The sequence below is a fragment of the Arthrobacter humicola genome (assembly GCF_039531445.1).
GTDB lineage: Bacteria > Actinomycetota > Actinomycetes > Actinomycetales > Micrococcaceae > Arthrobacter > Arthrobacter humicola.
In genome coordinates this window covers 339,035-361,036 of sequence record NZ_BAAAQB010000041.1, presented here as the reverse complement: position 1 = coordinate 361,036, position 22,002 = coordinate 339,035, and the positions used below count along the sequence as shown (strand labels likewise).

Annotated in this window: 16 protein-coding genes; 11 read left to right on the top strand and 5 right to left on the bottom strand. The window is 67.5% G+C overall.

Annotation, left to right across the window (positions count from 1 at the left end):
• Positions 1-62 precede the first annotated feature (62 nt).
• The 3 genes from ABD243_RS18270 to ABD243_RS18260 all read left to right on the top strand — a co-directional run bounded on the left by ABD243_RS18270 (position 63) and on the right by ABD243_RS18260 (position 4,120).
• Positions 63-1,349, top strand: coding sequence for a GNAT family N-acetyltransferase (locus ABD243_RS18270; protein WP_344367771.1), 1,287 nt, complete (start codon positions 63-65; stop codon positions 1,347-1,349).
• Between the two features lie 259 nt (positions 1,350-1,608).
• Positions 1,609-3,084: a 30S ribosomal protein S1 gene (rpsA, locus tag ABD243_RS18265; RefSeq protein ID WP_091247946.1), complete on the top strand. Its 1,476-nt coding sequence runs from the start codon at positions 1,609-1,611 to the stop codon at positions 3,082-3,084.
• A 604-nt stretch (positions 3,085-3,688) separates the two neighbouring features.
• Entirely contained in the window at positions 3,689-4,120 is a 432-nt protein-coding gene (locus ABD243_RS18260; protein ID WP_344367770.1) for a VOC family protein, read from the top strand.
• Between the two features lie 470 nt (positions 4,121-4,590).
• Here ABD243_RS18260 and ABD243_RS18255 read toward each other — a convergent pair whose 3' ends face one another.
• Together ABD243_RS18255 and ABD243_RS18250 are read right to left on the bottom strand one after the other, a co-directional pair.
• Positions 4,591-5,346 carry a GNAT family N-acetyltransferase gene (locus ABD243_RS18255; RefSeq protein ID WP_344367769.1) on the bottom strand — a complete coding sequence of 252 codons (756 nt, stop codon included), beginning with the start codon at positions 5,344-5,346 and terminating at the stop codon, positions 4,591-4,593.
• A complete protein-coding gene (locus tag ABD243_RS18250) occupies positions 5,330-6,031 on the bottom strand; it encodes an IMPACT family protein (protein WP_344367768.1) in 702 nt (233 codons plus the stop codon). The genes ABD243_RS18255 and ABD243_RS18250 overlap by 17 nt, the downstream gene beginning before the upstream one ends.
• A 22-nt stretch (positions 6,032-6,053) precedes the next feature.
• On the opposite strand from ABD243_RS18250, the gene coaE reads away from it, so the two are divergent.
• From coaE to ABD243_RS18230, 4 genes are all read left to right on the top strand, one after another.
• On the top strand, positions 6,054-7,307 hold the full coding sequence (coaE, locus tag ABD243_RS18245; RefSeq protein ID WP_344367766.1) for a dephospho-CoA kinase: 1,254 nt from the start codon (positions 6,054-6,056) through the stop codon (positions 7,305-7,307).
• Between the two features lie 40 nt (positions 7,308-7,347).
• Positions 7,348-9,429: an excinuclease ABC subunit UvrB gene (uvrB, locus tag ABD243_RS18240; protein WP_116765758.1), complete on the top strand. Its 2,082-nt coding sequence runs from the start codon at positions 7,348-7,350 to the stop codon at positions 9,427-9,429.
• A 162-nt stretch (positions 9,430-9,591) separates the two neighbouring features.
• Complete coding sequence (locus ABD243_RS18235; RefSeq protein ID WP_116765757.1) at positions 9,592-10,620, top strand: TerC family protein; 1,029 nt, start codon at positions 9,592-9,594, stop codon at positions 10,618-10,620.
• An 87-nt stretch (positions 10,621-10,707) separates the two neighbouring features.
• Positions 10,708-12,063, top strand: coding sequence for an MFS transporter (locus ABD243_RS18230; RefSeq protein ID WP_344367765.1), 1,356 nt, complete (start codon positions 10,708-10,710; stop codon positions 12,061-12,063).
• Positions 12,064-12,158: 95 nt separating this feature from the next.
• On the opposite strand, the gene ABD243_RS18225 is transcribed toward ABD243_RS18230, so the two are convergent.
• The 3 genes from ABD243_RS18225 to ABD243_RS18215 form a co-directional block, all read right to left on the bottom strand.
• Positions 12,159-13,505 (bottom strand): alpha/beta fold hydrolase, encoded by a 1,347-nt coding sequence (locus tag ABD243_RS18225; protein WP_344368085.1) that lies wholly within the window; start codon positions 13,503-13,505, stop codon positions 12,159-12,161.
• Positions 13,506-13,524: 19 nt separating this feature from the next.
• Entirely contained in the window at positions 13,525-14,058 is a 534-nt protein-coding gene (locus ABD243_RS18220) for a GNAT family N-acetyltransferase (protein WP_344367764.1), read from the bottom strand.
• A gap of 87 nt (positions 14,059-14,145) precedes the next feature.
• The gene (locus tag ABD243_RS18215; RefSeq protein ID WP_344367763.1) at positions 14,146-16,692 is read right to left on the bottom strand and encodes a DEAD/DEAH box helicase; all 2,547 of its coding nucleotides are present in this window, start codon (positions 16,690-16,692) and stop codon (positions 14,146-14,148) included.
• 145 nt (positions 16,693-16,837) lie between these two features.
• Here ABD243_RS18215 and ABD243_RS18210 point away from each other — a divergent pair, with 145 nt between their 5' ends.
• The 4 genes from ABD243_RS18210 to ABD243_RS18195 all read left to right on the top strand — a co-directional run bounded on the left by ABD243_RS18210 (position 16,838) and on the right by ABD243_RS18195 (position 21,953).
• Positions 16,838-17,617, top strand: a complete 780-nt coding sequence (locus tag ABD243_RS18210) for a trans-aconitate 2-methyltransferase (RefSeq protein WP_344367762.1) — start codon at positions 16,838-16,840, stop codon at positions 17,615-17,617.
• A 135-nt stretch (positions 17,618-17,752) separates the two neighbouring features.
• Positions 17,753-19,573: an ABC transporter ATP-binding protein gene (locus tag ABD243_RS18205; RefSeq protein WP_344367761.1), complete on the top strand. Its 1,821-nt coding sequence runs from the start codon at positions 17,753-17,755 to the stop codon at positions 19,571-19,573.
• A 113-nt stretch (positions 19,574-19,686) separates the two neighbouring features.
• Positions 19,687-21,564: an ABC transporter ATP-binding protein gene (locus ABD243_RS18200; protein ID WP_344368083.1), complete on the top strand. Its 1,878-nt coding sequence runs from the start codon at positions 19,687-19,689 to the stop codon at positions 21,562-21,564.
• Positions 21,561-21,953 (top strand): GntR family transcriptional regulator, encoded by a 393-nt coding sequence (locus ABD243_RS18195; protein WP_344367760.1) that lies wholly within the window; start codon positions 21,561-21,563, stop codon positions 21,951-21,953. Before ABD243_RS18200 ends, ABD243_RS18195 begins: the two co-directional genes overlap by 4 nt.
• The last annotated feature ends 49 nt before the right edge of the window (positions 21,954-22,002 follow it).

Genomic DNA, 22,002 nt, shown 5'->3' with positions numbered 1-22,002 from the left:
TCCGGCTCTGCCGGGGGCTGCCGGATTTTCAGGATATTCAGGATTCTCAGGGGGAGAAGCACGTGGCAGAGAAATACGAGCTCAGGCGGTTCCGGGCGGTCGGGAAGGACTCGGCAGACTACGCCCAGGGGACTGCGTGGCTGCGCGGAGTCGGGATCGGATTCTACGACGAACCGCGCAAAGACGAGTTTGTGGACAAGATCATGGCCATGTACCGAGTGGATAACCGTGAGATGACCGGCGTGTACCAGCCCGACGGCGTCGCGGCCCACTCGCTGTCCGCCGACGTTCCGGTGGCGACGTTCGCCACCCTGCGCAAGGACCTGAACATCGGCTACGGCCGCCAGCTCGAAGCCCAGCTCGTCACCGCCGTCACGGTGCGCGGGACCCATCGCCGGCAGGGGCTGCTCCGGCGGATGATGACCGAGGACCTCGCAGCGGCCAAGGCGGACGGCGTCGCGCTGGCGGCGCTCACCGCCTCGGAGGCGTCCATCTACGGTCGGTTCGGCTACGGGGTGGCCACTTTTGAGCGCAGCATCAAGGTGGACACCGGGCCCCGTTTCCGCCTCCGCCACGAGCCGGTGGGGTCGGTGGAGATCGCCGACCGGAAGGTCCTGCTTGACCTGGCTCCCGAAGTCTTCGCACGGGTTCAACGCGCCATGCCCGGATCCATCTCGCGGCAGGAGGCCTACCGGCTGCGGTCCTCGGGCACGCTCGGCCGCGACGGCAGCGAAGACGAGGCTATCCGCTGTGCCCTGCACTATGACGCCGCGGGCAGCGTGGACGGGTATGTCTCCTACAAGTTCGCCGGGTGGGACGCCAAGCCATACACCATGGAGATTGTGGACCTCGTGGCGGCGACCGACGCCGCCTATCTGGAACTGTGGCAGTTCCTGGGCAGCATCGACCTCGTGGAACGGATCAGCTGGCAGGACGCGCCGGTTGATGACCCGCTGACCTGGGCCCTCGAGGACCCCCGCTGCGTCGAGTCCTCTGACCAGCGCGACATGCTGTGGCTGCGCATCCTGGACCCGTTGCGGGTCCTGGGCGCCAGGCGCTACTCTGCCGACGGGACCCTGGTCCTCGCCGTCCGGGACAGCCTCGGCTTTGCCGCCGGCACCTTCGCCCTGGCAGTCAGCGGCGGGGTGGCCACGGTGACGCCCGCTCCGGAGGCTGAGCCGGAGTTGTCGCTGGATGTCGCGGACCTCGGGTCCATCTATCTGGGGGCCGTCTGTCCCGTGACGCTGACGGCCGCCGGCCGGATAACCGAGCACGCGCCCGGAGCGGCCCTGACCGCGAGGCTCATGTTCGCCGTCGAACGCTCACCGCACTGCCTCACGCACTTCTAGCCGCACTGCCTGGGGCGCTTCTTCGCGCAGTTCCCGCCGTCGGCGTCGTTCATGCGGAGGACCCCGCGCGCTTTGACCGGCGTTGACGTAAACGACTAGACTAAACGGGCGTGTACTACGTGCGCGCATCTACAATCCACAAAATCAGGATGACCCGGCATATCACCTGCTGAGATGCCGTGTTCTTCGTCTGCATTCCATAATGCGGGGGGAGCGGTTTGCCTGACCGACTAACTATCCACAACGGAGCCCCTACTACATGACCATCACCTCCACCGAGAAGCCCGGTACCCCCGTAGTCGCGATTAACGACATCGGTACCGCTGAGGACTTCCTCGCAGCTGTCGACGCCACCATCAAGTACTTCAACGACGGAGACCTCGTCGAAGGTACCGTCGTCAAGGTCGACCGCGACGAAGTTCTGCTCGACATCGGTTACAAGACCGAAGGTGTCATTCCCTCCCGCGAGCTTTCCATCAAGCACGACGTTGACCCCGGAGACGTCGTCTCCGTTGGCGATCAGGTCGAAGCCCTGGTGCTCACCAAGGAAGACAAAGAAGGCCGCCTGATCCTCTCCAAGAAGCGTGCTCAGTACGAGCGTGCCTGGGGCGACATCGAGAAGGTCAAGGAAGAAGACGGTGTTGTCACCGGTACCGTCATCGAGGTTGTCAAGGGTGGTCTTATCCTCGACATCGGTCTGCGCGGCTTCCTGCCCGCATCCCTCGTCGAGATGCGCCGCGTGCGCGACCTCGCTCCGTACATCGGTCAGCAGATCGAAGCCAAGATCATCGAGCTGGACAAGAACCGTAACAACGTTGTCCTGTCCCGCCGTGCATGGCTCGAGCAGACCCAGTCCGAGGTCCGCTCCACGTTCCTCAACAAGCTGGAAAAGGGCCAGGTCCGTCCCGGCGTCGTTTCCTCCATCGTCAACTTCGGTGCCTTCGTGGACCTGGGCGGCGTAGACGGTCTGGTTCACGTTTCCGAGCTGTCCTGGAAGCACATCGACCACCCGTCCGAGGTTGTCGAAGTTGGCCAGGAAGTCACCGTCGAGGTTCTCGAGGTCGACCTGGACCGCGAGCGCGTCTCCCTGTCGCTCAAGGCTACGCAGGAAGATCCGTGGCAGACCTTCGCCCGCACCCACGCCCTCGGCCAGGTTGTTCCGGGTAAGGTCACCAAGCTGGTTCCGTTCGGCGCGTTCGTTCGCGTTGAAGACGGCATCGAAGGCCTGGTCCACATCTCCGAGCTCGCCGTGCGTCACGTTGAGCTGGCCGAGCAGGTTGTCTCCGTTGGCGACGAGCTGTTCGTCAAGGTCATCGACATCGACCTCGAGCGCCGCCGCATCTCCCTCTCCCTCAAGCAGGCCAACGAGGGCGTCGACGCCGACAGCACCGAATTCGACCCGGCACTCTACGGCATGGCCGCCGAGTACGACGAAGAGGGCAACTACAAGTACCCGGAGGGCTTCGACCCGGAGTCCAACGAGTGGCTTGAAGGCTACGAGACGCAGCGCGCCGCCTGGGAGCAGCAGTACGCTGACGCCCAGACCCGCTGGGAAGCCCACAAGAAGCAGGTTGCCCAGCACGCTGCCGACGACGCTGCAGCTGCAACGTCCGGCGAGAGCGACTCCGGCACCACCAGCTACTCCTCTGAGCCGGCTGCAACCGAAGCCGGTGCAGGCACGCTTGCCTCGGACGAGGCTCTTGCCGCTCTGCGCGAGAAGCTGACCGGCAACTAATTGCCCCCGGTTCTCAGGCGTCCGCTTCCTGAGTCCAGGCAGTTTGTAGCTTGAAGCTGCACCGTCACGGTGCAGTAGTTTGAATGCACAGCAAAGGTGGTCGTCCCTCTTGGGGGCGGCCACCTTTGCGTTGCGCGGACATGCTCCGCGGCTGCCCGCTCCACACGACATGTTCATTCTTAGAGCCCTCCCCTTGGGGACATGCTCATTCTTGGGCGTCACCAGTGGACATGTTGGCATTGTGCCCAGTCCTGGCCCTGAGCGCTGGACATGTCCAGTGGCCGCGACGTCGTGCCCGCTCCCAGGACCGGACATGTTCCTTTTTGGGACTCGCACGTGGGGACATGCTCACTCTTGGAACTCAGCTCTCGGGACATGCTCATTTTTTGGGCGTCACCAGTGGACATGTTGGCATTGTGCCCAGTCCTGGCCCAGAACGAGGGACATGCCCAGCGGTCGGGAGGTGCAACATGTTCTGGCCTGCTGGCGAGGGACCGGCGCGTGCCCGAGGTGCGGCTGGCCGTGGAATCCTTGACGGCGGATCTTCCCTGAGTCCACACTTTGCAGGTTGAGATTTTCGCAGCCGACGATAAGGGGGAGTTCCATGGCTGAGCCATCGGAGGCAGTTGAAGCGCAGGGCACAGGCGGGACAGTTGGTCCGTGGCCACGGGGCATCCATGCCATCACCTTGTTTGTCGAAAACCTGGCCACGACGAGGAGTTTCTACGAAGAAGTCTTCCGTCTGCCGCTCATCTTTGAGGACGACGTCTCTGCAGTCTTCAAGTTCGAGAACACTTTGATCAATCTGCTCACTATCTCCGAAGCCCCCGAACTCATCCAACCGGCAACCGTCGCCAACGTAGAGGCCGGCGTCCGCCTGCAGTTCACCATTGAAGTGGACGACGTCGACGACATGTGCGCGGAGTTGTCCCGCCGCGGCGTGGAACTGCTGAACGGTCCCATGGACCGGCCGTGGGGTATTCGTACAGCCAGCTTCCGAGACCCTGCCGGACACATCTGGGAAATCGCCCACTAGCCCGGTTCAGGCCAACGAAAACCATCTGTCCGGCGAGGCGCAAGTCCACTCTTGGCTTCGTGGGGCGGGCATGAGGGCATTCCGCGCATTGCTCGCGGCCGGCGGAGGACATGTCCAGTGGTGGCCCGGCTGGCCGCGGGAGGGCATGTCCAGTCCTGGACGCGTGGGGTGGGCATGAGGGGGTTCTGCGCATTGCTCGCGGCCAGCGGGGGACATGTCCAGTGGTGGCCCGGCTGGCCGCGGGAGGGCATGTCCAGTCCTGGACGCGTGGGGTGGGCATGAGGGGGTTCTGCGCATTGCTCGCGGCCAGCGGGGGACATGTCCAGTGGTGGCCCGGCTGGCCGCGGGAGAGCATGTCCAGTCCTGGACGCGTGGGGCGGACATGGGGGGATTCTGCGCATTGCTCGCCGCCAGCGTGGGGCATGTCCAGGGGTGGACGGTGAAGCATCCCCGTGCGACGAGCCGCGCGGTCAGCGGAGCGGGATCGTGCCCTTGACCTGCACGGTGGCAGTCGCTGAGGCTGCACCAGTGACGAGTTCGGCACCCGCGGACTTCAGCAACGCAATGGCACCCACGTTGCCGGCCGTGGTCTCGGCCACCAGATGACTCGCTCCGGCAGACACGGCCAGGGCCTTCACGAGCCGCAGCGCCTCGCGGCCGACACCTCGGCCGCGGAAGCTCCGGCCAAGCCAGATTCCGGTTTCCAGCGCCCCGCCACCAGCAGGACTGCCTGTCCGAGGGGCATCGGCCGGCGAAGCGGCGGGCTGAATGCCGGGTTCAATCGCCCCGCCACCAGCAGGACTGCCTGTCCGAGGGGCATCGGCCGGCGAAGCGGCGGGCTGAATGCCGGGTTCAATCGCCCCGCCAGCACCAGCCCCTGCAGCACCAGCCCCGCCAGTACCAGGCTCCAGCGGCTTCATCGCCCCCACCGCCGACCCCGGTCCCGGCCCTATACGCTTCAGCCGGACGGAACCGGCGAGTTGCCCGTCGCAGCTGATGGCCCAGCTCTTCTGCTGCGCTGGGCCGTCCAGGCCTGCGGCGGCGGCGTGGTGGAATTCGCGGAACCAGCTGATCCGGTCGGTGTTCCAGGCGGCGCTCTCGCCCAGCGGCGGGGTGACCTCGTCGGCGTCGGCGTCCCGGAGGGCGAGCTCCAGGAGCTGTTCGAGCACGGCCTCGCTGACGTCAAGCAGCTCGACCGCGGGTACCGGCTCAGCTGATGGGGACATCGATCCACTCCGTCTCTCCGGGTAGCAACGCCGCACTGCCGGCTGACATGGCGGCCACCCGCTCCGCGGCGCGGGCGAGCTCTTCCGGATTGTCCGGCAGCGCAAGCCTCAGGACAGTAGTCTGCGCCTCGTAACGGGTTTCTGCCATGACAAATCCCGCGGCGCGCAGATCGTTCTCGAGCCGCCCGGCCCCGGCGTGCCCCACCCGCACCGAACAGATCCGCAGCCGGCGGCGCCGCACGAGGGGCGCGAGTTCCAGCGACGCGGCCACCGATTCCGAGTACGCGCGCACCAGGCCGCCGGCGCCGAGGAGGATACCGCCGAAATAGCGTACGACGACGGCGGCGACGTCGCTGAGGTCGGCGACGCCGGGCACGGTCTCGCGCTTGAGCAGCGCCTCCAGCATCGGGATGCCGGCAGTTCCGGACGGTTCGCCGTCATCGTTGGAACGCTGGACGTCCCGGTCGGGGCCGAGCACGAAGGCGAAGCAGTGGTGCCGCGCGTCGTGGAATTCTTTGCGGAGACCGGCCAGGACGAAGCGGGCTGCGTCTTCGTCCGCCGTGCGGGCAAGGACGGTGATGAAGCGGGACCGCTTGACCTCGATTTCGTGCCGGAACTGGGACCCTGCGGCGAGGGTGGTGTAAATGGAAGTCCTGCTCTGGGGGTAATCCGCCTCATCTTCCACCGGTTCAGTTTAGTCTTGTGTGGTGTTGAAGATCGGGTTGACCGGCGGGATCGCGTCGGGGAAGTCACTGGTTGCCGCGCGCCTGCGGGAGCTCGGCGCGGTGCTTGTCGACGCCGATGCGCTGGCCCGCGACGTCGTAGAGCCCGGCACGCCCGGGCTGGCACGGGTGGTCGAGGCGTTCAGCGCCGCCATCCTGACCTCCGATGGCCGGCTGGACCGGGCCCGGCTGGGTTCCCTCGTCTTCGGCAATCCGGAACGCCTGGCCGTGCTGAACGGAATCGTCCATCCGCTGGTCCGGGAGCGCGCCACGGCGATGGTGGCGGCCGCCCCGGCCGGCGCCGTCGTAGTCCAGGACATCCCCCTGCTGGTGGAAACCGGACAGGGGAAGAACTTCCACCTCGTGGTGGTGGTCGACGCCCCGGACGACGTCCGCATCCGGCGCATGGCCGAACACCGCAATATGGGTGTCGACGAGGCGCACGCGCGGATGGCCGCGCAGGCAAGCCGTGAGGACCGGCTGGGAGCCGCGGACGTCGTGCTGGACAACTCGGGCACCCCCGACGAACTGAGGCACGCGGTGGATGCGCTGTGGGAAGGGCGGCTGGCGCCCTTCGCACTGAACCTCAAGGAGCAAAAGATCGCGCCGCGGACCGGCGGCCCGGTCCTTGCACCGGCGGATCCGTCCTGGGCGGCGCAGGCGGGCCGGCTCATCAACCGGCTCCGCGTCGCTGTGCCGGAGGACGTGCTGTCCCTGGACCACATCGGCTCCACTGCCGTCCCGGGCCTGGACGCCAAGGACGTGATCGACCTGCAGCTGGGCGTCCGCGACCTCGAGGCCGCAGACAGGATTGCGCCGCTGCTGGCCGAGGCCGGATTCCCGCGCTGGCCCGGCATCATTTCCGACAACCCCAAACCCTCGCACTCCGACCCCGCCGACTGGGGCAAACGACTGCACGGCAACGCCGATCCCGGCCGGGCCGTGAACCTGCACCTCCGGGCCGCCGGATCGCCGGGCTGGCGGTACGCCCTGTGTTTCCGTGACTGGCTCCGCGCCGACGCCCGGGCCGGTGCGGATTATGTCGCCGAGAAGATCCGGGTGGCCGGGCTGCACGACGTCGACAAGTCCACCGCCGGCTACGCGGCGGACAAGGAAGGCTGGTTCACCGACTACGCCGCGCCCCGGATGGAAGCGTGGGTGTCGCGCACCGGCTGGCAGCCGCCGTCGTACGGTGACGACGCTGGTGACGACGCCGGTCCCGGTACTGCCCAAAGCTGAATCAGGACATCGTGTCGGGGGCCGGCGGTAGATTAGATACATGAGCCTTGCCCAGGAAATCAACCGTGTCGTGGCGCCCTTTGAGGTCATCAGCGACTTCCAGCCCGCGGGCGACCAGCCGGCGGCGATCGCGGAACTCACCGAGCGGATCCGCAACGGCGAGAAGGACGTGGTGCTGCTTGGCGCCACGGGTACCGGTAAGAGCGCGACGACGGCGTGGCTGATCGAGCAGGTCCAGCGCCCCACCCTGGTGATGGTGCAGAACAAGACCCTTGCCGCGCAGCTGGCCAACGAATTCCGCGAACTGCTGCCCAACAACGCGGTCGAGTATTTCGTCTCCTACTACGACTACTACCAGCCTGAGGCCTACGTGCCGCAGACGGACACCTTCATCGAGAAGGACTCCTCCGTCAATGAGGAAGTCGAACGTCTGCGCCACTCCGCCACGAACGCCCTGCTGACCCGGCGCGACGTCGTGGTGGTCGCCACGGTGTCCTGCATCTACGGCCTCGGCACCCCGGAAGAGTACATCGCCGGCATGGTGACGCTCCGCAAGGGTGCGGAGATGAACCGCGACGACCTGCTGCGGAAGTTCGTCGCCATGCAGTACACCCGCAATGACATGGACTTCCACCGCGGCACGTTCCGGGTCCGCGGCGACACCGTGGAAATCATCCCCATGTACGAGGAACTGGCGATCCGGATCGAGTTTTTCGGCGACGAGATCGAGAACATCTACACGCTGCACCCGCTGACCGGCGAGGTGATCCGGGATGAGACCGAGATGTACGTCTTCCCTGCCTCGCACTACGTCGCCGGGCCGGAACGCATGAGCCGGGCCATCACGAAAATCGAGGACGAGCTCGCCGAACGCCTCAAGGTCCTGGAAAGCCAGAATAAGCTCGTCGAGGCCCAGCGGCTGCGGATGCGCACCACCTACGACCTCGAAATGATGCAGCAGATGGGCTTCTGCAACGGCATCGAAAACTACTCCCGGCACATCGACGGCCGCGACGGCGGGACCGCGCCGCACTGCCTCATCGACTACTTCCCGGACGACTTCCTGCTGGTGATCGACGAATCGCACGTCACCGTCCCGCAGATCGGCGCCATGTACGAGGGCGACATGTCCCGCAAGCGGACGCTGGTGGACCACGGCTTCCGGCTGCCGTCGGCGATGGACAACCGGCCGCTGAAATGGGATGAGTTCCTTGAGCGCGTGGGTCAGACCGTCTACCTCTCCGCCACCCCGGGCAAGTACGAGCTCGGCAAGTCCGACGGCTTTGTGCAGCAGATCATCCGGCCCACCGGCCTGATCGATCCCGAGGTGATCGTCAAGCCGACCAAGGGCCAGATCGATGACCTGCTGGGCGAGATCCGCACTCGCACGGCCAAGAACGAACGCGTCCTGGTGACCACGCTGACCAAACGGATGGCCGAGGACCTCACCGACTACCTCCTGGGCCACGGCGTGAAGGTGGAGTACCTCCACTCCGACGTCGACACCCTGCGCCGCGTGGAGCTCCTGCGGGAACTGCGGATGGGCGTTTTCGACGTCCTCGTGGGCATCAACCTGCTCCGTGAAGGCCTCGACCTCCCGGAGGTCTCGCTGGTCAGCATCCTCGACGCGGACAAGGAGGGCTTCCTGCGCTCGTCCACCTCCCTGATCCAGACCATCGGCCGCGCCGCACGTAACGTGTCCGGCCAGGTGCACATGTACGCGGACCGGATCACGGACTCGATGGCCCACGCGATCGACGAGACCAACCGCCGGCGCGCCATCCAGGTCGCCTACAACACGGAGAAGGGGATCGACCCCCAGCCGCTCCGGAAGAAGATCGCGGACATCACCGACCAGCTGGCCAAGGAAGACGCGGACACCCGCGAACTGCTGGCGGCGGCAGGCAAGAACCGCGGCAAGGGCAAGGGCGCCGCGGTCATCCGGGCGGACGGGCTCGCGGCGGCCCCGGCCGAGGACCTTGTCGGGCTGATCGAACAGCTCACGGAGCAGATGCACGCCGCGGCCGGGGAGCTGCAGTTCGAGCTCGCGGCGAGGCTCCGCGACGAGGTGGGGGACCTGAAGAAGGAACTGCGGCAAATGCAGTCGGCGGGGCACGCCTAGGGTAAACTCGGACGAACGTAGGGGAGTATCCCAAGCGCTACGATCGTCAACACGCACGGCTACGATGCCGTGCCGGGCGTAGCGGGCAGCACGGCGGCATCACGCGCCGGCGGTCGGAGAGACTTACACCGCTGAGCTGTACCCTACGAAAGGTATTTCCCCGTGCCCGACCTTCCCCTGTGGTTCGAGATCGGCTCGTTTGTCGTTCTCGGCATCATCCTGGCCATTGACCTGCTGATGGTGCTTAAGCGCCCGCACGAGCCCTCCATGAAAGAAGCCGGACTGTGGGTCACGTTCTACGTGGCCCTGGCCCTGGTGTTCGCCGGCGCCATGTTCGCCTTCACCGGACCGGAGTTCGGAGGCCAGTTCATCGCCGGCTGGGTGACGGAATACAGCCTCAGCATCGACAACCTGTTCGTGTTCATCATCATCATGGCCCGCTTCTCGGTACCGCGTAAGTACCAGCAGGAAGTGCTCATGGTGGGCATCATCATCGCCCTGATCCTGCGCGGCATTTTCATCATGCTCGGCGCGATCGTGATCGAGCAGTTCAGCTGGGTCTTCTACATCTTCGGCGCCTTCCTGCTCTGGACCGCGTGGAAGCAGGCCCAGGACGAGGGCGAGGACGAGGAAGACAAGGAAAACCCGCTGATCGCGCGGATCCGCAGGGTCCTGCCGATGTCCGAAAAGTTCGACGGCGGCAAGCTCCGCACGGTGGTGGACGGCAAGAAGGTCTTCACCCCCATGCTGATCGTCTTTGTCACCATCGGCATGACGGACCTGCTCTTCGCGGTCGACTCCATCCCGGCGATCTTCGGCCTCACCCAGAGCGCCTTCATCGTCTTCACGGCGAACATCTTCGCCCTCATGGGCCTGCGCCAGCTGTACTTCCTGCTCGGCGGCCTCATGAACCGGCTCATCTACCTCAAGCACGCCTTGTCCGTCATCCTGGCGTTCATCGGCGTCAAGCTGGTCCTGCACGCCATGCACGTCAATGAACTGCCCTTCATCAACGGCGGCCAGCACATCGAATGGGCGCCGGAGATCCCCACCTACGTCTCCCTCGCCGTGATCATCGGCACCATCATCATCGCGGTGATCGCGAGCCTGATCAGCTCCAAGGCGTCCAAATCCAAGCTGGACGCCCGGCTCGAAGAGGACGCCCGCAAGAGCCTGAGCGACGTCGAATAGCTCCGGCGCGACCGGTCCGCGGCGCGGGCCTTCGGCCGGCGCCTTCCGGCAGGCGCCGGCAGGTGCCGGACGCGTTATGCTCGGACCGTGAAGACCTTCTACCCTGCGGCACGTGACTCTGCGGCGCTGGACCTGCACCGGGTCCAGCGCCGCACCGTTTCCGTCCTGAGCGTTGCCCAGCTCCTGAGCAGCGTGGGCAGCGGTGCCAGTCTCTCCGTCGGCTCCCTGCTGGCCGTCCAGCTGTCCGGCTCCAATGCCTGGGCCGGTTCCGTCACCACAGCGGTGACACTGGCCGCCGCCGTCGCGGCGCTGCCCCTCGCCGGCCTGGCCGGACGCCGGGGCCGCCGGGCGGCGCTCGTGACCGGCCAGCTGTCGGCCATGGCCGGCTCCCTGCTCATCATCGCGTCCACGGTGTCCGGGGTGTTCCCGGTGCTGCTGCTGGGAGCCGCGATGCTGGGCCTGGGGACCGCCGCCAACCTGCAGGCCCGCTTCGCCGCCGTCGATCTCGCCGACGCCGAACACCGCGGACGGTCCCTCGCAATCGTTGTCTGGGCGGTGACGATCGGCGCCGTCGCCGGACCCAACCTGATCCGTCCGGGAGCAGCTGTGGGGGAGGCCCTGGGCCTGCCGGCACTGGCCGGACCGTTCGTGTTCTCCGCCGCCGGGCTGGCCCTGGCCGCCGTGCTGCTGGTCATCGGCCTGCGCCCGGATCCGCTGCTGCTGGCGGCCCGGATCAGGACGGCCGGCGAGCCTCTGGCGGCGAATGGCACCACGGCTGCCCGACGCCGGCACGGCCTCCGCGCCGGCCTCCGGGCTGTCCGGAAGTCACCGCGGGCACGCCTGGCCCTGTTCGCGATCGTGGCCGCGCACGGCTGCATGGTGGCCGTGATGTCGATGACCCCGCTGCATCTCCAGCTCCTCGCCGAAGGCCCCATGGCCGACCTGCCGGCCGGACATGTCCATGCCGCCAGCACGGACCTCCTGGTCCTCATCGGTTTCACGATCTCACTGCACATCGCCGGCATGTACGCGCTTTCGCCGGTGATGGGCTGGCTCACCGATAAGACCGGCCGCCTCCCCGTGATCATTCTGGGGCACGGGCTGATTCTGCTCGCCGTCTGCGTCGCCGGATTCGGGCAGCAGCAACCCGTCCTGGTCACGGCGGGACTGGTACTGCTCGGCCTGGGCTGGTCGGCGGCCACCATCGCGGCCTCCACGCTCCTCGCCGAAAGCGTCTCCGCCGAGGACCGCGTCCTTGTCCAGGGCGTCTCAGACACCCTCATGGGGGCCGCCGGGGCGCTCGGCGCCGGCTTCTCCGGCCTCGTGATGGCCGGCGTCGGCTACCAGGGACTGAACGTGGCTGCAGCCGCCCTCGCCGCGGGGGTGCTGGCCGTCGCCGTCCCGGCTGCGGCGAGGGGCCGGGCAAGCGCCGCAGCGGCCTAGCAGCCCGACCCCCTCCCGCACAGCAGCTAATCACACGGCGGATGTCCGCACGCCCGATGTCCGTGCAGCGGCGGAAGCCGGGTCCGTGTGCCCGCTCAGCGGCGGGCGGAGCGGGCCATCCCCAGCAGGCGGCCGAAGATCGCCTCGCCGTCGTCCGCGATGCCGTCATGATGGAACTCGTCGGACTCCCACACCTGCAGGCCGCGGACGGCGGCCGCGGTTTCCAGGGAGAGCTCGCGGTCCACGTAGATGTCGTCCGTGTACACGGCCGCAGCGACGGGCACGGTGTTGAAGGCCAGCCGCTCCGGATCGTAGAGCGGGCCCCAGTCGTCCTTCTCGGCGAGCAGCCGTGCCACGCCCTGCAGCGGGCGCAGGGCCGGGTCCTGCTCGAAATACCAGGGGTAGACCATTTCACCGGTCAGGAGCGGCTCCGCGGCGTCGGGGCGGAATTCGGGGAATTCCGCCAGGACCCGCCAGGCGGCCCAGTCGGTGGCCGCGGACTGGCCGTAGATGGATTCGTGCATCAGCGCGTACAGGGGGTTCGAGGCCCGGGACACGAGGCCCCGGACCTGTTCCAGGAACGCGTCCGAGAGGCGGTCGCCGTCGGGTGTGGCCACGAAGGCGTCCTCGAGCAGGTGGTGGAGCGCATCCACCCGGGTGTTGCCACCCAGGAAGGAGCCCACCATCTGGAAGCGCTCCACGGTGAGGCGGCCGCCGTCGGGCAGGAATTCCTCCGTCTCCCGCAGATGCCGGGCGATCCGGGTGACGGCGGCACGGTCCTCGGGGTACCAGCTGAAGTACTCGGCGTTCCGGGCCGCGACGCGCTGAAACGTTGCCCGGTACACGCGGTCCGCGGAGCCGCCCAGCGGGGCAAGGCCGCCGGTCACGAGCACCTCGCGCAGCCCCTCGGGCGCGAAGGAGAGGTAGCTGAGGGCGCAGAATCCGCCGTAGCTCTGGCCGTAGACGGTCCAGGGCGCGGCGCCCAGGGCCGACCTGATGGCCTCGGCGTCGGCGACGATGGAGTCGGCGCGGAAGTGCGTCAGGTAGCGGGCCTGCGCCGCGTCGCTGCCGCGCAGGGGCAGCGTGTTGCGGTCGATTGCCGAGGACAGGCCGGTGCCGCGCTGGTCCAGCATGAGGATCCGGAAGTCCCGTGCCGCGGCCTTGCTCCAGCCGCCCAGGGACGGCAACCGGTTACCGCGCCCGCCGGGGCCGCCCTGCAGGTAGAGCAGCCAGGGAAGCTCGGCCGCCGCTTCCTCGCTGTGCTCGGTGGACACGTATTCGCGGGCGAACACCGTGATGGTCTCGCCGCGGCGTCCGTCCTCGCTGAAGTGGTCCAGGGGTACCTGGAAGTAGTGTTCCGCGGTGCGCATGCCGCGGTAGGTGTGGCGCGCCCGGACGTGGCGCCGGACGCTGGATCCGGACTCGAGGAGGGCGGCTCCCATGAGCCCCGTCACCGGAAGATCAGCCACGGGTGGCCTCCTCGCGGACGCCTGCACGGAAATCGTCCGAGCCCGCGCCGGAGCCGCCGAAAGCTTCCAGCGCGGCGCCGGTGAGGCGGAAGGTGGACCATTCGTCCATCGGGGCCGCGCCGAGCTTCCTGTAAAAGTTGATCGAGGGCTCGTTCCAGTCCAGGACGCTCCATTCGACCCGCGCGTACCCGCGGCTGACGGCGGTGGCGGCCAGATGCTGGAGCAGTGCCTTGCCATGGCCCTCGCCCCGGGCCTCGGGCCGGACGTAGAGATCCTCCAGGTAAATCCCGTGGACGCCTTCCCACGTGGAGTAGTTCAGGAACCAGAGGGCGAAACCGCGGACCTCGCCGTCGGCGTTTTCCGCCATGGTGGCGAAGACCCGGGGGTTCTCGCCGAACAGGACCCCGGTGAGCATCTCGGGGGTGTTCCGGACGGCGTCCGGTTCCTTCTCGTAGATGGCGAGGTCGTGGATCATCTGCAGGATGGCAGGGACGTCATGCGGGGCGGCAGGCCGGATTACACTCATTGTTCGAGTTTACTCGGGGCATCTGCCGGGCGGGTGACGGCCTTCGCGGGTGCCCGTGCCGCATGCCAGACACTGGGCGCAGTCCCGCTAGAGGCGGTTGACGTCCGTGACGCGGACGACGGCGGTCCCGGACTCGTCCGAGGCCGCCAGGTCCACCTCGGCGGAGATGCCCCAGTCGTGGTGGCGGGCCGGGTCATCGAAGATCTGCCGGACCTTCCACACCCCGGGTTCCTCGGTGATGATCAGGAGCCCCGGGCCGCGGGCGTCCGGGCCGGTGCCGATGTCGTTGTGTTCGTCGAAGTAATCATCCAGCGCATCCTCCCAGCGTTCCGCGTCCCAGCCGGACCCGGCGTCGAGCTCGCCCAGGGCCGTGGCGGCTTCATCGGCGAAGAGCTCCACGCGGCGGAACATCTCGTTGCGCACCATCACCCGGAAGGCCCGGACGTTGGAGGTCAGCGACGGCGGCGGGGGCGGGGGAGCGTCATGCGGAGTGGGCGCGGCGCCGGAGGTCAGCTCTTCCCACTCGTCGAGCAGGCTGGAATCAACCTGCCGGACCAGTTCGCCCAGCCAGGCGATGAGATCCTCCAGGTCCTCCCGGAGGGCGTCCTGCGGGACGGTCTGCCGGAGTGCCTTGAAACCGTCGGCGAGGTAGCGCAGCACGATCCCCTCGGAGCGGGCCAGGCCGTAGAACTGCACGAATTCGCCGAAGTTCATGGCGCGCTCGTACATGTCCCGGACCACGGACTTGGGGGCAAGTTCAAAGTCGCCCACCCACGGGGCGGCCTTGCGGTAGACCTCAAAGGCCTCGCCGAGGATCTCGGCGAGCGGCTGCGGGTACGTGACTTCCTCGAGCATCGCCATGCGCTGGTCGTACTCGATGCCGTCGGCCTTCATCGCCGCGATGGCTTCGCCGCGCGCCTTCTTCTGCTGGGCCGACAGGATCTGGCGCGGCTTCTCCAAGGTCGCCTCGATCACGGACACGACGTCCAGGGCGTACGACGGCGACTCCGGGTCCAGGAGTTCCAGCGCTGCGAGGGCGAAGGGGGACAGTGGCTGGTTGAGGGCGAAGTTGGCCTGCAGGTGGACCGTGAGCCGGACCGTGCGGCCGTCCGGCCCCTGCTCCTGAAGCGGGATGCGCTCCACGACGCCGGCAGCGAGCAGTTCGCGGTAGATGCCCAGGGCCTTCTTCATGAGCCGCAGCTGCGAGGACCGGGTCTCGTGGTTCTCGGTGAGCAGGCGCCGGGCGGCCTGGAACGGGTCGCCGGGACGTTCCATGAGGTTCATCAGCATCGCGTGCGTCACGGTGAAACTGGACGTGAGCGGGTCCGGCACCGACTCCACGAGCCGCTTGTAGGTCGGTTCGCCCCAGGATACAAAGCCTTCGGGGGGCTTCTTCTTGACCACCTGGCGCAGCTTCTTCTGGTCGTCGCCGAACTTGGCGGTGGCCTTGGCCATCGCCTTCACGTTTTCGGTCACGTGCTCCGGGGCCTGGACCACCACGGTCCCGGCGGTGTCATAGCCGGCGCGTCCTGCCCGCCCGGCGATCTGGTGGAACTCGCGGGAGTTCAGCAGCCGGGTGCGCACGCCGTCGTACTTGCTCAGTGCCGTGAGCAGCACGGTGCGGATCGGCACGTTGATGCCCACCCCGAGGGTGTCGGTGCCGCAGATGACCTTCAGCAGGCCGGCCTGGGCGAGCTGCTCCACAAGCCGGCGGTATTTGGGCAGCATGCCGGCGTGGTGGACGCCGATCCCGTGCCGGACCAGCCGGTTGAGGGTCTTGCCGAAGCCCGCGGCGAAGCGGAACCCGGCGATGAGCTCGGCAATCTTGTCCTTCTCTTCGCGGGTACAGACGTTGATGCTCATCAGGTTCTGTGCCCGGTCGATCGCCTCGACCTGGCTGAAGTGCACCACGTAGACCGGGACCTGCTTGGTGGCGAGCAGCTCTTCGAGGGTCTCGTGGACCGGAGTCTGTTCGTAGTAGTAGTGCAGCGGAATAGGGCGTTCGGCGGAACTGACGGTCGTCGTCGGACGGCCGGTCAGGGCGCTGATCCCTTCCTCGAAGCGGCTGACATCGCCGAGCGTCGCCGACATCAGCAGGAACTGCGCCTGGGGCAGTTCCAGCAGCGGCACTTGCCACGCCCAGCCGCGCTGCGGGTCGGAATAGAAGTGGAACTCGTCCATGATGACGGCACCGAGTTCAGCCGCCGAACCCTCGCGCAGGGCAATGTTGGCCAGGATTTCGGCGGTGCAGCAAATGATGGGCGCGTCCTGGTTGACGCCGGAGTCACCGGTGATCATGCCGACGTTCTCGGCCCCGAAGATCTCGCAGAGGGCGAAGAACTTCTCCGAGACGAGGGCCTTGATCGGGGCGGTGTAGTAGCTGCGCTGTCCGCGGGCCATGGCCTGGAAGTGCGCGGCAATGGCCACGAGGGACTTACCGGACCCGGTGGGCGTGGCCAGGATGACGTTGGACCCGGCAGCCAGCTCCATGATGGCCTCGTCCTGGGCGGTGTAGAGGGCGAGGCCGCGGGTCTCCGTCCACTCGACAAACCGGGTGTAGAGCTCGTCCGGGTCCAGGGCCGTCCTGCCGGAAATTCGGGCGGCCGGGGCGGGGAGCTGATCAACGAGTTTCATTGCTGTCCAGCTTAGTGCCCGCATGCTGCCGGCGGCACCGGCGGGCTGGTGCGCCGCGCCCGCCGGATGCGTGGCTCCTTGGCTGGCCAACATTGCCGGGGCTACGCTTCGGGTAGGACAACAGCGCCGCGGACTGGAGGTAGCCGTGAAATGGGATCCCGAAAAGTATGTGCAGTTCGGTGATTACCGGGACAGACCGTACTTTGACCTCACGGGGCGGATCCACGCCGAAGCCCCGCGGCACGTCGTCGACCTCGGCTGCGGCCCGGGCAACCTGACCGCAACTCTCGCGGACCGGTGGCCGGGGGCACAGGTGGTGGGCCTGGATTCCTCGCCGGAGATGTTGGCCAAGTCGAGGGACCATGCGGCCGCGGCCCCCAACCTCTCCTATGAGCTGGCCGACATCGGGCACTGGCTGCCCTCCGGCGAGACCGATGTGGTGGTCACCAACGCCGCCCTGCAGTGGGTGCCCGGACACCGCGAATTGTTGCCCGCGTGGCTTGATGCCCTCAAACCCGGGGCCTGGTTCGCGCTACAGGTGCCGGGGAACTTCAACGCCCCCTCCCACACCCTGATGCGGGAACTGGCCGAGTCTCCGGCGTGGGCCGGGCGGCTCGCCGGGGTCCTGCGCCACGACGACGTGGTGGGGGAGGCGGCGGAATACCTCGACATCATGCTCGACGCCGGTTGCGCCGCCGATGCGTGGGAAACCACCTACCTGCAACTGCTCCCGGGCGCCCACCCTGTCCTGGAGTGGGTCCGCGGGACGGGGCTCAGGCCGGTCCTGGCCGCCCTCCCGGCGGACGAGGCCAGGGACTTTGAGGCCGAGTACTCGGCGCGACTGGACGAGGCGTATCCGGCGGGCCGGCACGGGACCGTCTTCCCGTTCCGGCGCACCTTTGCGGTGGCGCAAAAGCGCGGGTGAGAGGCGTGTCTGCCGGTTGACACGAGGCACTCCGGAATGGGGCTTACAATGACGTGGCGGCGTGGGGGCGGCCGTTAGGCTGATTCCTATTCCGAGCCCTGGGCAAGTGATGGAGGTTCGGTGCTAGTAAGCCTGATGGCGCGGTTACTGTCCGCGCATAAGGGGAGCGTGCTGGCCATCGTTGTGCTCCAGCTCGTGCAAACCACCGCCAACCTGCTCCTGCCCACCCTGAACGCCGCGATCATCGACGACGGCATCATCGGCGGGGACACGGGGGAAATCCTCCATCTGGGCGGCTGGATGGCCGGAATCGCCGCCGTGCAGGTGACTACAGCTATCGCGGCCGGTTACCTGGGCGCCGTCGTCGCCATGGAGCTTGGCGGGCAGCTGCGCGGGGAACTCTTCGCGAAGGTGCAGTCCTTTTCCTCCCAGGAGGTCGGGGTCTTCGGTGCGCCCAGCCTCGTTACCCGGGCCACGAACGACGTCGCCCAGATCCAGAACCTCGCAGTCCTGGTCTTCACCATGCTGATCGCGGCCCCTGCCATCTTCATCGGCGGCATCGCGCTGGCCGTGCACCAGGACGTCGTGCTGTCCTGGATCGTGGTCGCCGTGATTCCGATCCTCACGGTGATCATGACGGTGATCGTGCGCCGCCTGATTCCGCTGTACCGCGATGGCCAGGGGCTCCTCGACAGGATCGGCCGGGTGCTGCGCGAGCAGATCATCGGCGCCAACGTCATCCGCGGCTTCGTCCGGCAGGACCACGAAATCCGCCGCTTCGACGAAGCCAATAAGGACCTCACCCGGAACAACCTGCGCTCCGCCCTGCTGGTGGCCGGGATGATGCCGATGATCATGCTGGTGGTCAACCTGTCCTCCGTATGCGTGGTGTGGTTCGGCGGCCACCGGATCGACGCCGGCGAAATGCGGCTCGGTGCCCTCACCGCGTTCATCGCCTACATCCTGCAAATCCTGATCGCCATCATGATGGCGATGTACGTGTTCATGACCGCCCCGCGGGCCGCGGCGTGCGCGGAACGGATCCGCGAGGTGCTGGACACGAAACCGGCCATCGCGGACCCGGCTGCCCCCGCCGGGGCGCACGCCGCCCCTGCCCGGCCCGAAAATGAGGCACAGCCCGAAGATGCGGCCCGGCCCGGACATGCCGCACGCCCGGTGAGCACGTCGCATGCCCGTCATACTGCCCGCCCCGCAAACGCCGTCGAGTTCCGCAACGTGTCCTTCGCCTATCCCGGCGCAGAGGAGCCCGTGCTCGACGGCATCACATTCACCGCCGCCCCCGGGACCACGACGGCGATCATCGGCGCGACCGGCAGCGGCAAGACGACCCTCCTGAACCTGATTCCCCGCTTCCTCGACGCGACCGGCGGCGAGATCAGCATCGGGGGACGCAATGTGCGGGCCATGCCGCTGGAGGCCCTGCGGGGCCTTATCGCCATCGTCCCGCAGCACTCCTACCTCTTCTCCGGCACGGTCGCTGAAAACCTCCGCCTGGGTTCACCGGCCGCCGCCGATCCGGACTTGTGGCAGGTACTCGAGTCCGCCCAGGCAGCCGACTTTGTCCGCGCCCTGCCCCTCGGGCTCGACGCGCCCGTCAGCCAGGGCGGCACCAACTTCTCCGGCGGCGAACGCCAGCGCCTGTGCATCGCCCGGGCACTGCTCAAAGATTCGCCGGTCTACCTGTTCGATGACAGTTTCTCCGCCTTGGACTACGGGACCGATGTCCGGCTCCGTGCGGCGATCGAGCCTCTGCTGGAGCGGGCCACTGTGCTGATCGTGGCCGAACGGGTGGCAACGATCGTGGACGCCGGGCTGATCCTCGTGCTGGAGGACGGTCGCCTCGTCGCGCAGGGCACACACGCCGAACTCATGGAGTCCTCGCCAAGCTACCGGGAGATCGCCGCGTCGCAGCTCGTGCTGGAGGAAACCCTGTGAGCCGCGGCCGGGCATCGGGCACGGAGTCCGCCGCGCTGGCCGGGGCCAAGGAGCGCTCCAAGTGGCAGGCCGCAGCCCGGCTGCTGGGCCTGTTGCGGCCCCTGAAGTGGCGGATGGCCGGTGTCATCGCGGCCACCTGCGCGTTCGTGACGCTCAACGTCGCCGCCCCCAAAGTCCTGGGTGACGCCACCGACGTCGTGGTCGCAGGATTCCTCGGCGGCGCCCTCGACGAACAGGCGCTGGCCGGGCGGCTCCTGACCGTGTCCGCCCTGTACGTCGGGGCGTCCCTCTTCAGCTGGATCCAGGGCGCCCTGACCGCCACGGCCGTGCAGCGGCTCAGCTACGGGCTCCGCGGTTCCGTGGAGCAAAAACTCCATGTGCTGCCGTCCAGCCATTTCGAGGAGCAGCGCCGCGGCGAGGTGCTCAGCAGGGCCACGAACGACGTCGACAACATCTCCCAGGCGCTCAACCAGCTCCTCAACCAGCTGATCATGTCCGTCCTGATGCTTTCCGCCGCACTCGCCATGATGCTCTGGCTCTCGCCGCTGCTGGCGCTGATCGCGGTCCTCTCGGTGCCGGTGTCGACGGTCATCACCGTGTTCGTGGCCAAGCATTCCCAGGCGCACTTCACGGAACAATGGAGCAGTACCGGGGCGCTGCACGCCCAACTCGAAGAATTCTTCACGGGGCATGAAGTGGTCAAGGCCTTCGGCCGGCAGGAGGAGTCGGCGGCGAGCTTCCGGGACTGCAACGACAAACTCACGCGGTCCAGCGCCCGCGCCCAGTATCTGTCCGGCATAGTGCAGCCGCTCATGGTGTTCGTCGCCAATCTCAACTACATTGCCGTGGCCGTTGTGGGGGCGCTCCAGGTCACCACCGGGGCCATGACGATCGGCGGCATCCAGGCTTTCATCCAGTTCTCCCGCCTTTTCAGCCAGCCGATGGGCCAGATCGGCGGAATGCTGACCCTCCTGCAGTCCTGCCTCGCCTCCGCGGAGCGTGTCTTTGAGCTGCTTGATGCTCCCGAGATCCCGCCGGACAGCGCCCTGCCTGCCGCTGCGGCCAACGGCGGCGGCAGGCTTCACGGCGCCGGCACCCCGCTCACGGTCCATACCCCGCTCACGGTCCATACCCCGCGCAAGACCAATGGCCGGCACAAGTTCAACGGCCGGCGCAAACCCCGGGACCTGCGGGAAGCCAACGCTCCGCTGACGCCGGGCACGGCCGCGGGCCGCGTCACGTTCGAGCACGTCAGCTTCAGCTACAGCCCCGGCACCCCCGTGGTGAAGGACCTGTCCTTCACGGTGGAGCCGGGACAAACCGTGGCAATCGTGGGACACACCGGCGCCGGCAAGACCACCGTGGTGAACCTCCTGATGCGCTTCTACGAACTCGACTCGGGCCGGATCCTGGTGGACTCGACCGACATCGCCACCATCCCGCGGGACGAGCTCCGGTCCGTCTTCGGCACGGTCCTGCAGGATGCGTGGCTGTTCACCGGCAGCATCCGCGAGAACATCGAGTACGGCCGGCCGGGGGCCACCGACGCCGAGATCGTCGCGGCGGCCCGGGCGAGCCATGTGGACCAGTTCGTCAGGGCCCTGCCGGCCGGGTACGCCACCATGCTCGGCAACGACGGCGACTCCCTGAGCCGGGGGCAGTGCCAGCTCGTCTCGATCGCGCGGGCGCAGCTCGCCGGCCGCAGCATCCTGGTGCTGGATGAGGCGACGAGTTCCGTTGACAGCCGAACCGAGGTGCAGATCCGGCATGCCATGGAGCGGCTTCGCCAGGGTCACACTAGCTTCGTGATCGCGCACCGTTTGTCCACGGTCCGGGACGCTGATCTAATTCTCGTCATGGACCACGGACGGATCGTTGAACACGGCACCCATCAGCAGCTGATGGCCGGGAGCGGGCTCTACAAGGATTTGTACGACGCACAGTTCGCCGGTCGCGAACAGGTGCAGGCCGTCGGGGAGCCGGAACAGTGAGCCCCGCGGACACCGCGGGGGAGCGTTTCCCCGGTGCCTGGCGGACCAATCCGGCCAGCTCCGTCCCGCTCTTCGAACAGCTCCGGCTGTACGTCATTGAACGCGCCGATAACGGCACGCTCGCACCGGGTACCCGGCTGCCGGCCGTGCGGAGCCTCGCCACCGAACTGGGCGTAGCACCCCACACTGTGGCCCGGGCCTACAAGGAACTGGAGGCCGCCGGCGTCGTCGTGACGCGGGGCCGGAACGGCACGGTCGTCTGTGCCCGCGATGCCGCCTGGAGTTCGCTGTCCGCCGCCGCGGCGGAGTTCGCGGCGGCCGCCAAAGCGCAGGGCGCGAGCTTCGCCGAGGCCGTGCAATTGCTGGCCGCCGCCTACGACCGCCACTAGCACATCCGGGCGGACCCCACGGCGAGCAGAATAGTTTTTCGAAGAAGTT

What these genes read in the sequence shown, in the direction of transcription:
- rpsA (WP_091247946.1), top strand. Translation starts at nt 1,609, where the DNA reads ATGACCATCACCTCCACCGAGAAGCCCGGTACCCCCGTAGTCGCGATT.
- ABD243_RS18260 (WP_344367770.1), top strand. Translation starts at nt 3,689, where the DNA reads ATGGCTGAGCCATCGGAGGCAGTTGAAGCGCAGGGCACAGGCGGGACA.
- ABD243_RS18255 (WP_344367769.1), bottom strand. Translation starts at nt 5,346, where the DNA reads ATGTCCCCATCAGCTGAGCCGGTACCCGCGGTCGAGCTGCTTGACGTC.
- uvrB (WP_116765758.1), top strand. Translation starts at nt 7,348, where the DNA reads ATGAGCCTTGCCCAGGAAATCAACCGTGTCGTGGCGCCCTTTGAGGTC.
- ABD243_RS18225 (WP_344368085.1), bottom strand. Translation starts at nt 13,505, where the DNA reads ATGGGAGCCGCCCTCCTCGAGTCCGGATCCAGCGTCCGGCGCCACGTC.
- ABD243_RS18220 (WP_344367764.1), bottom strand. Translation starts at nt 14,058, where the DNA reads ATGAGTGTAATCCGGCCTGCCGCCCCGCATGACGTCCCTGCCATCCTG.
- ABD243_RS18215 (WP_344367763.1), bottom strand. Translation starts at nt 16,692, where the DNA reads ATGAAACTCGTTGATCAGCTCCCCGCCCCGGCCGCCCGAATTTCCGGC.
- ABD243_RS18205 (WP_344367761.1), top strand. Translation starts at nt 17,753, where the DNA reads ATGGCGCGGTTACTGTCCGCGCATAAGGGGAGCGTGCTGGCCATCGTT.
- ABD243_RS18200 (WP_344368083.1), top strand. Translation starts at nt 19,687, where the DNA reads ATGGCCGGTGTCATCGCGGCCACCTGCGCGTTCGTGACGCTCAACGTC.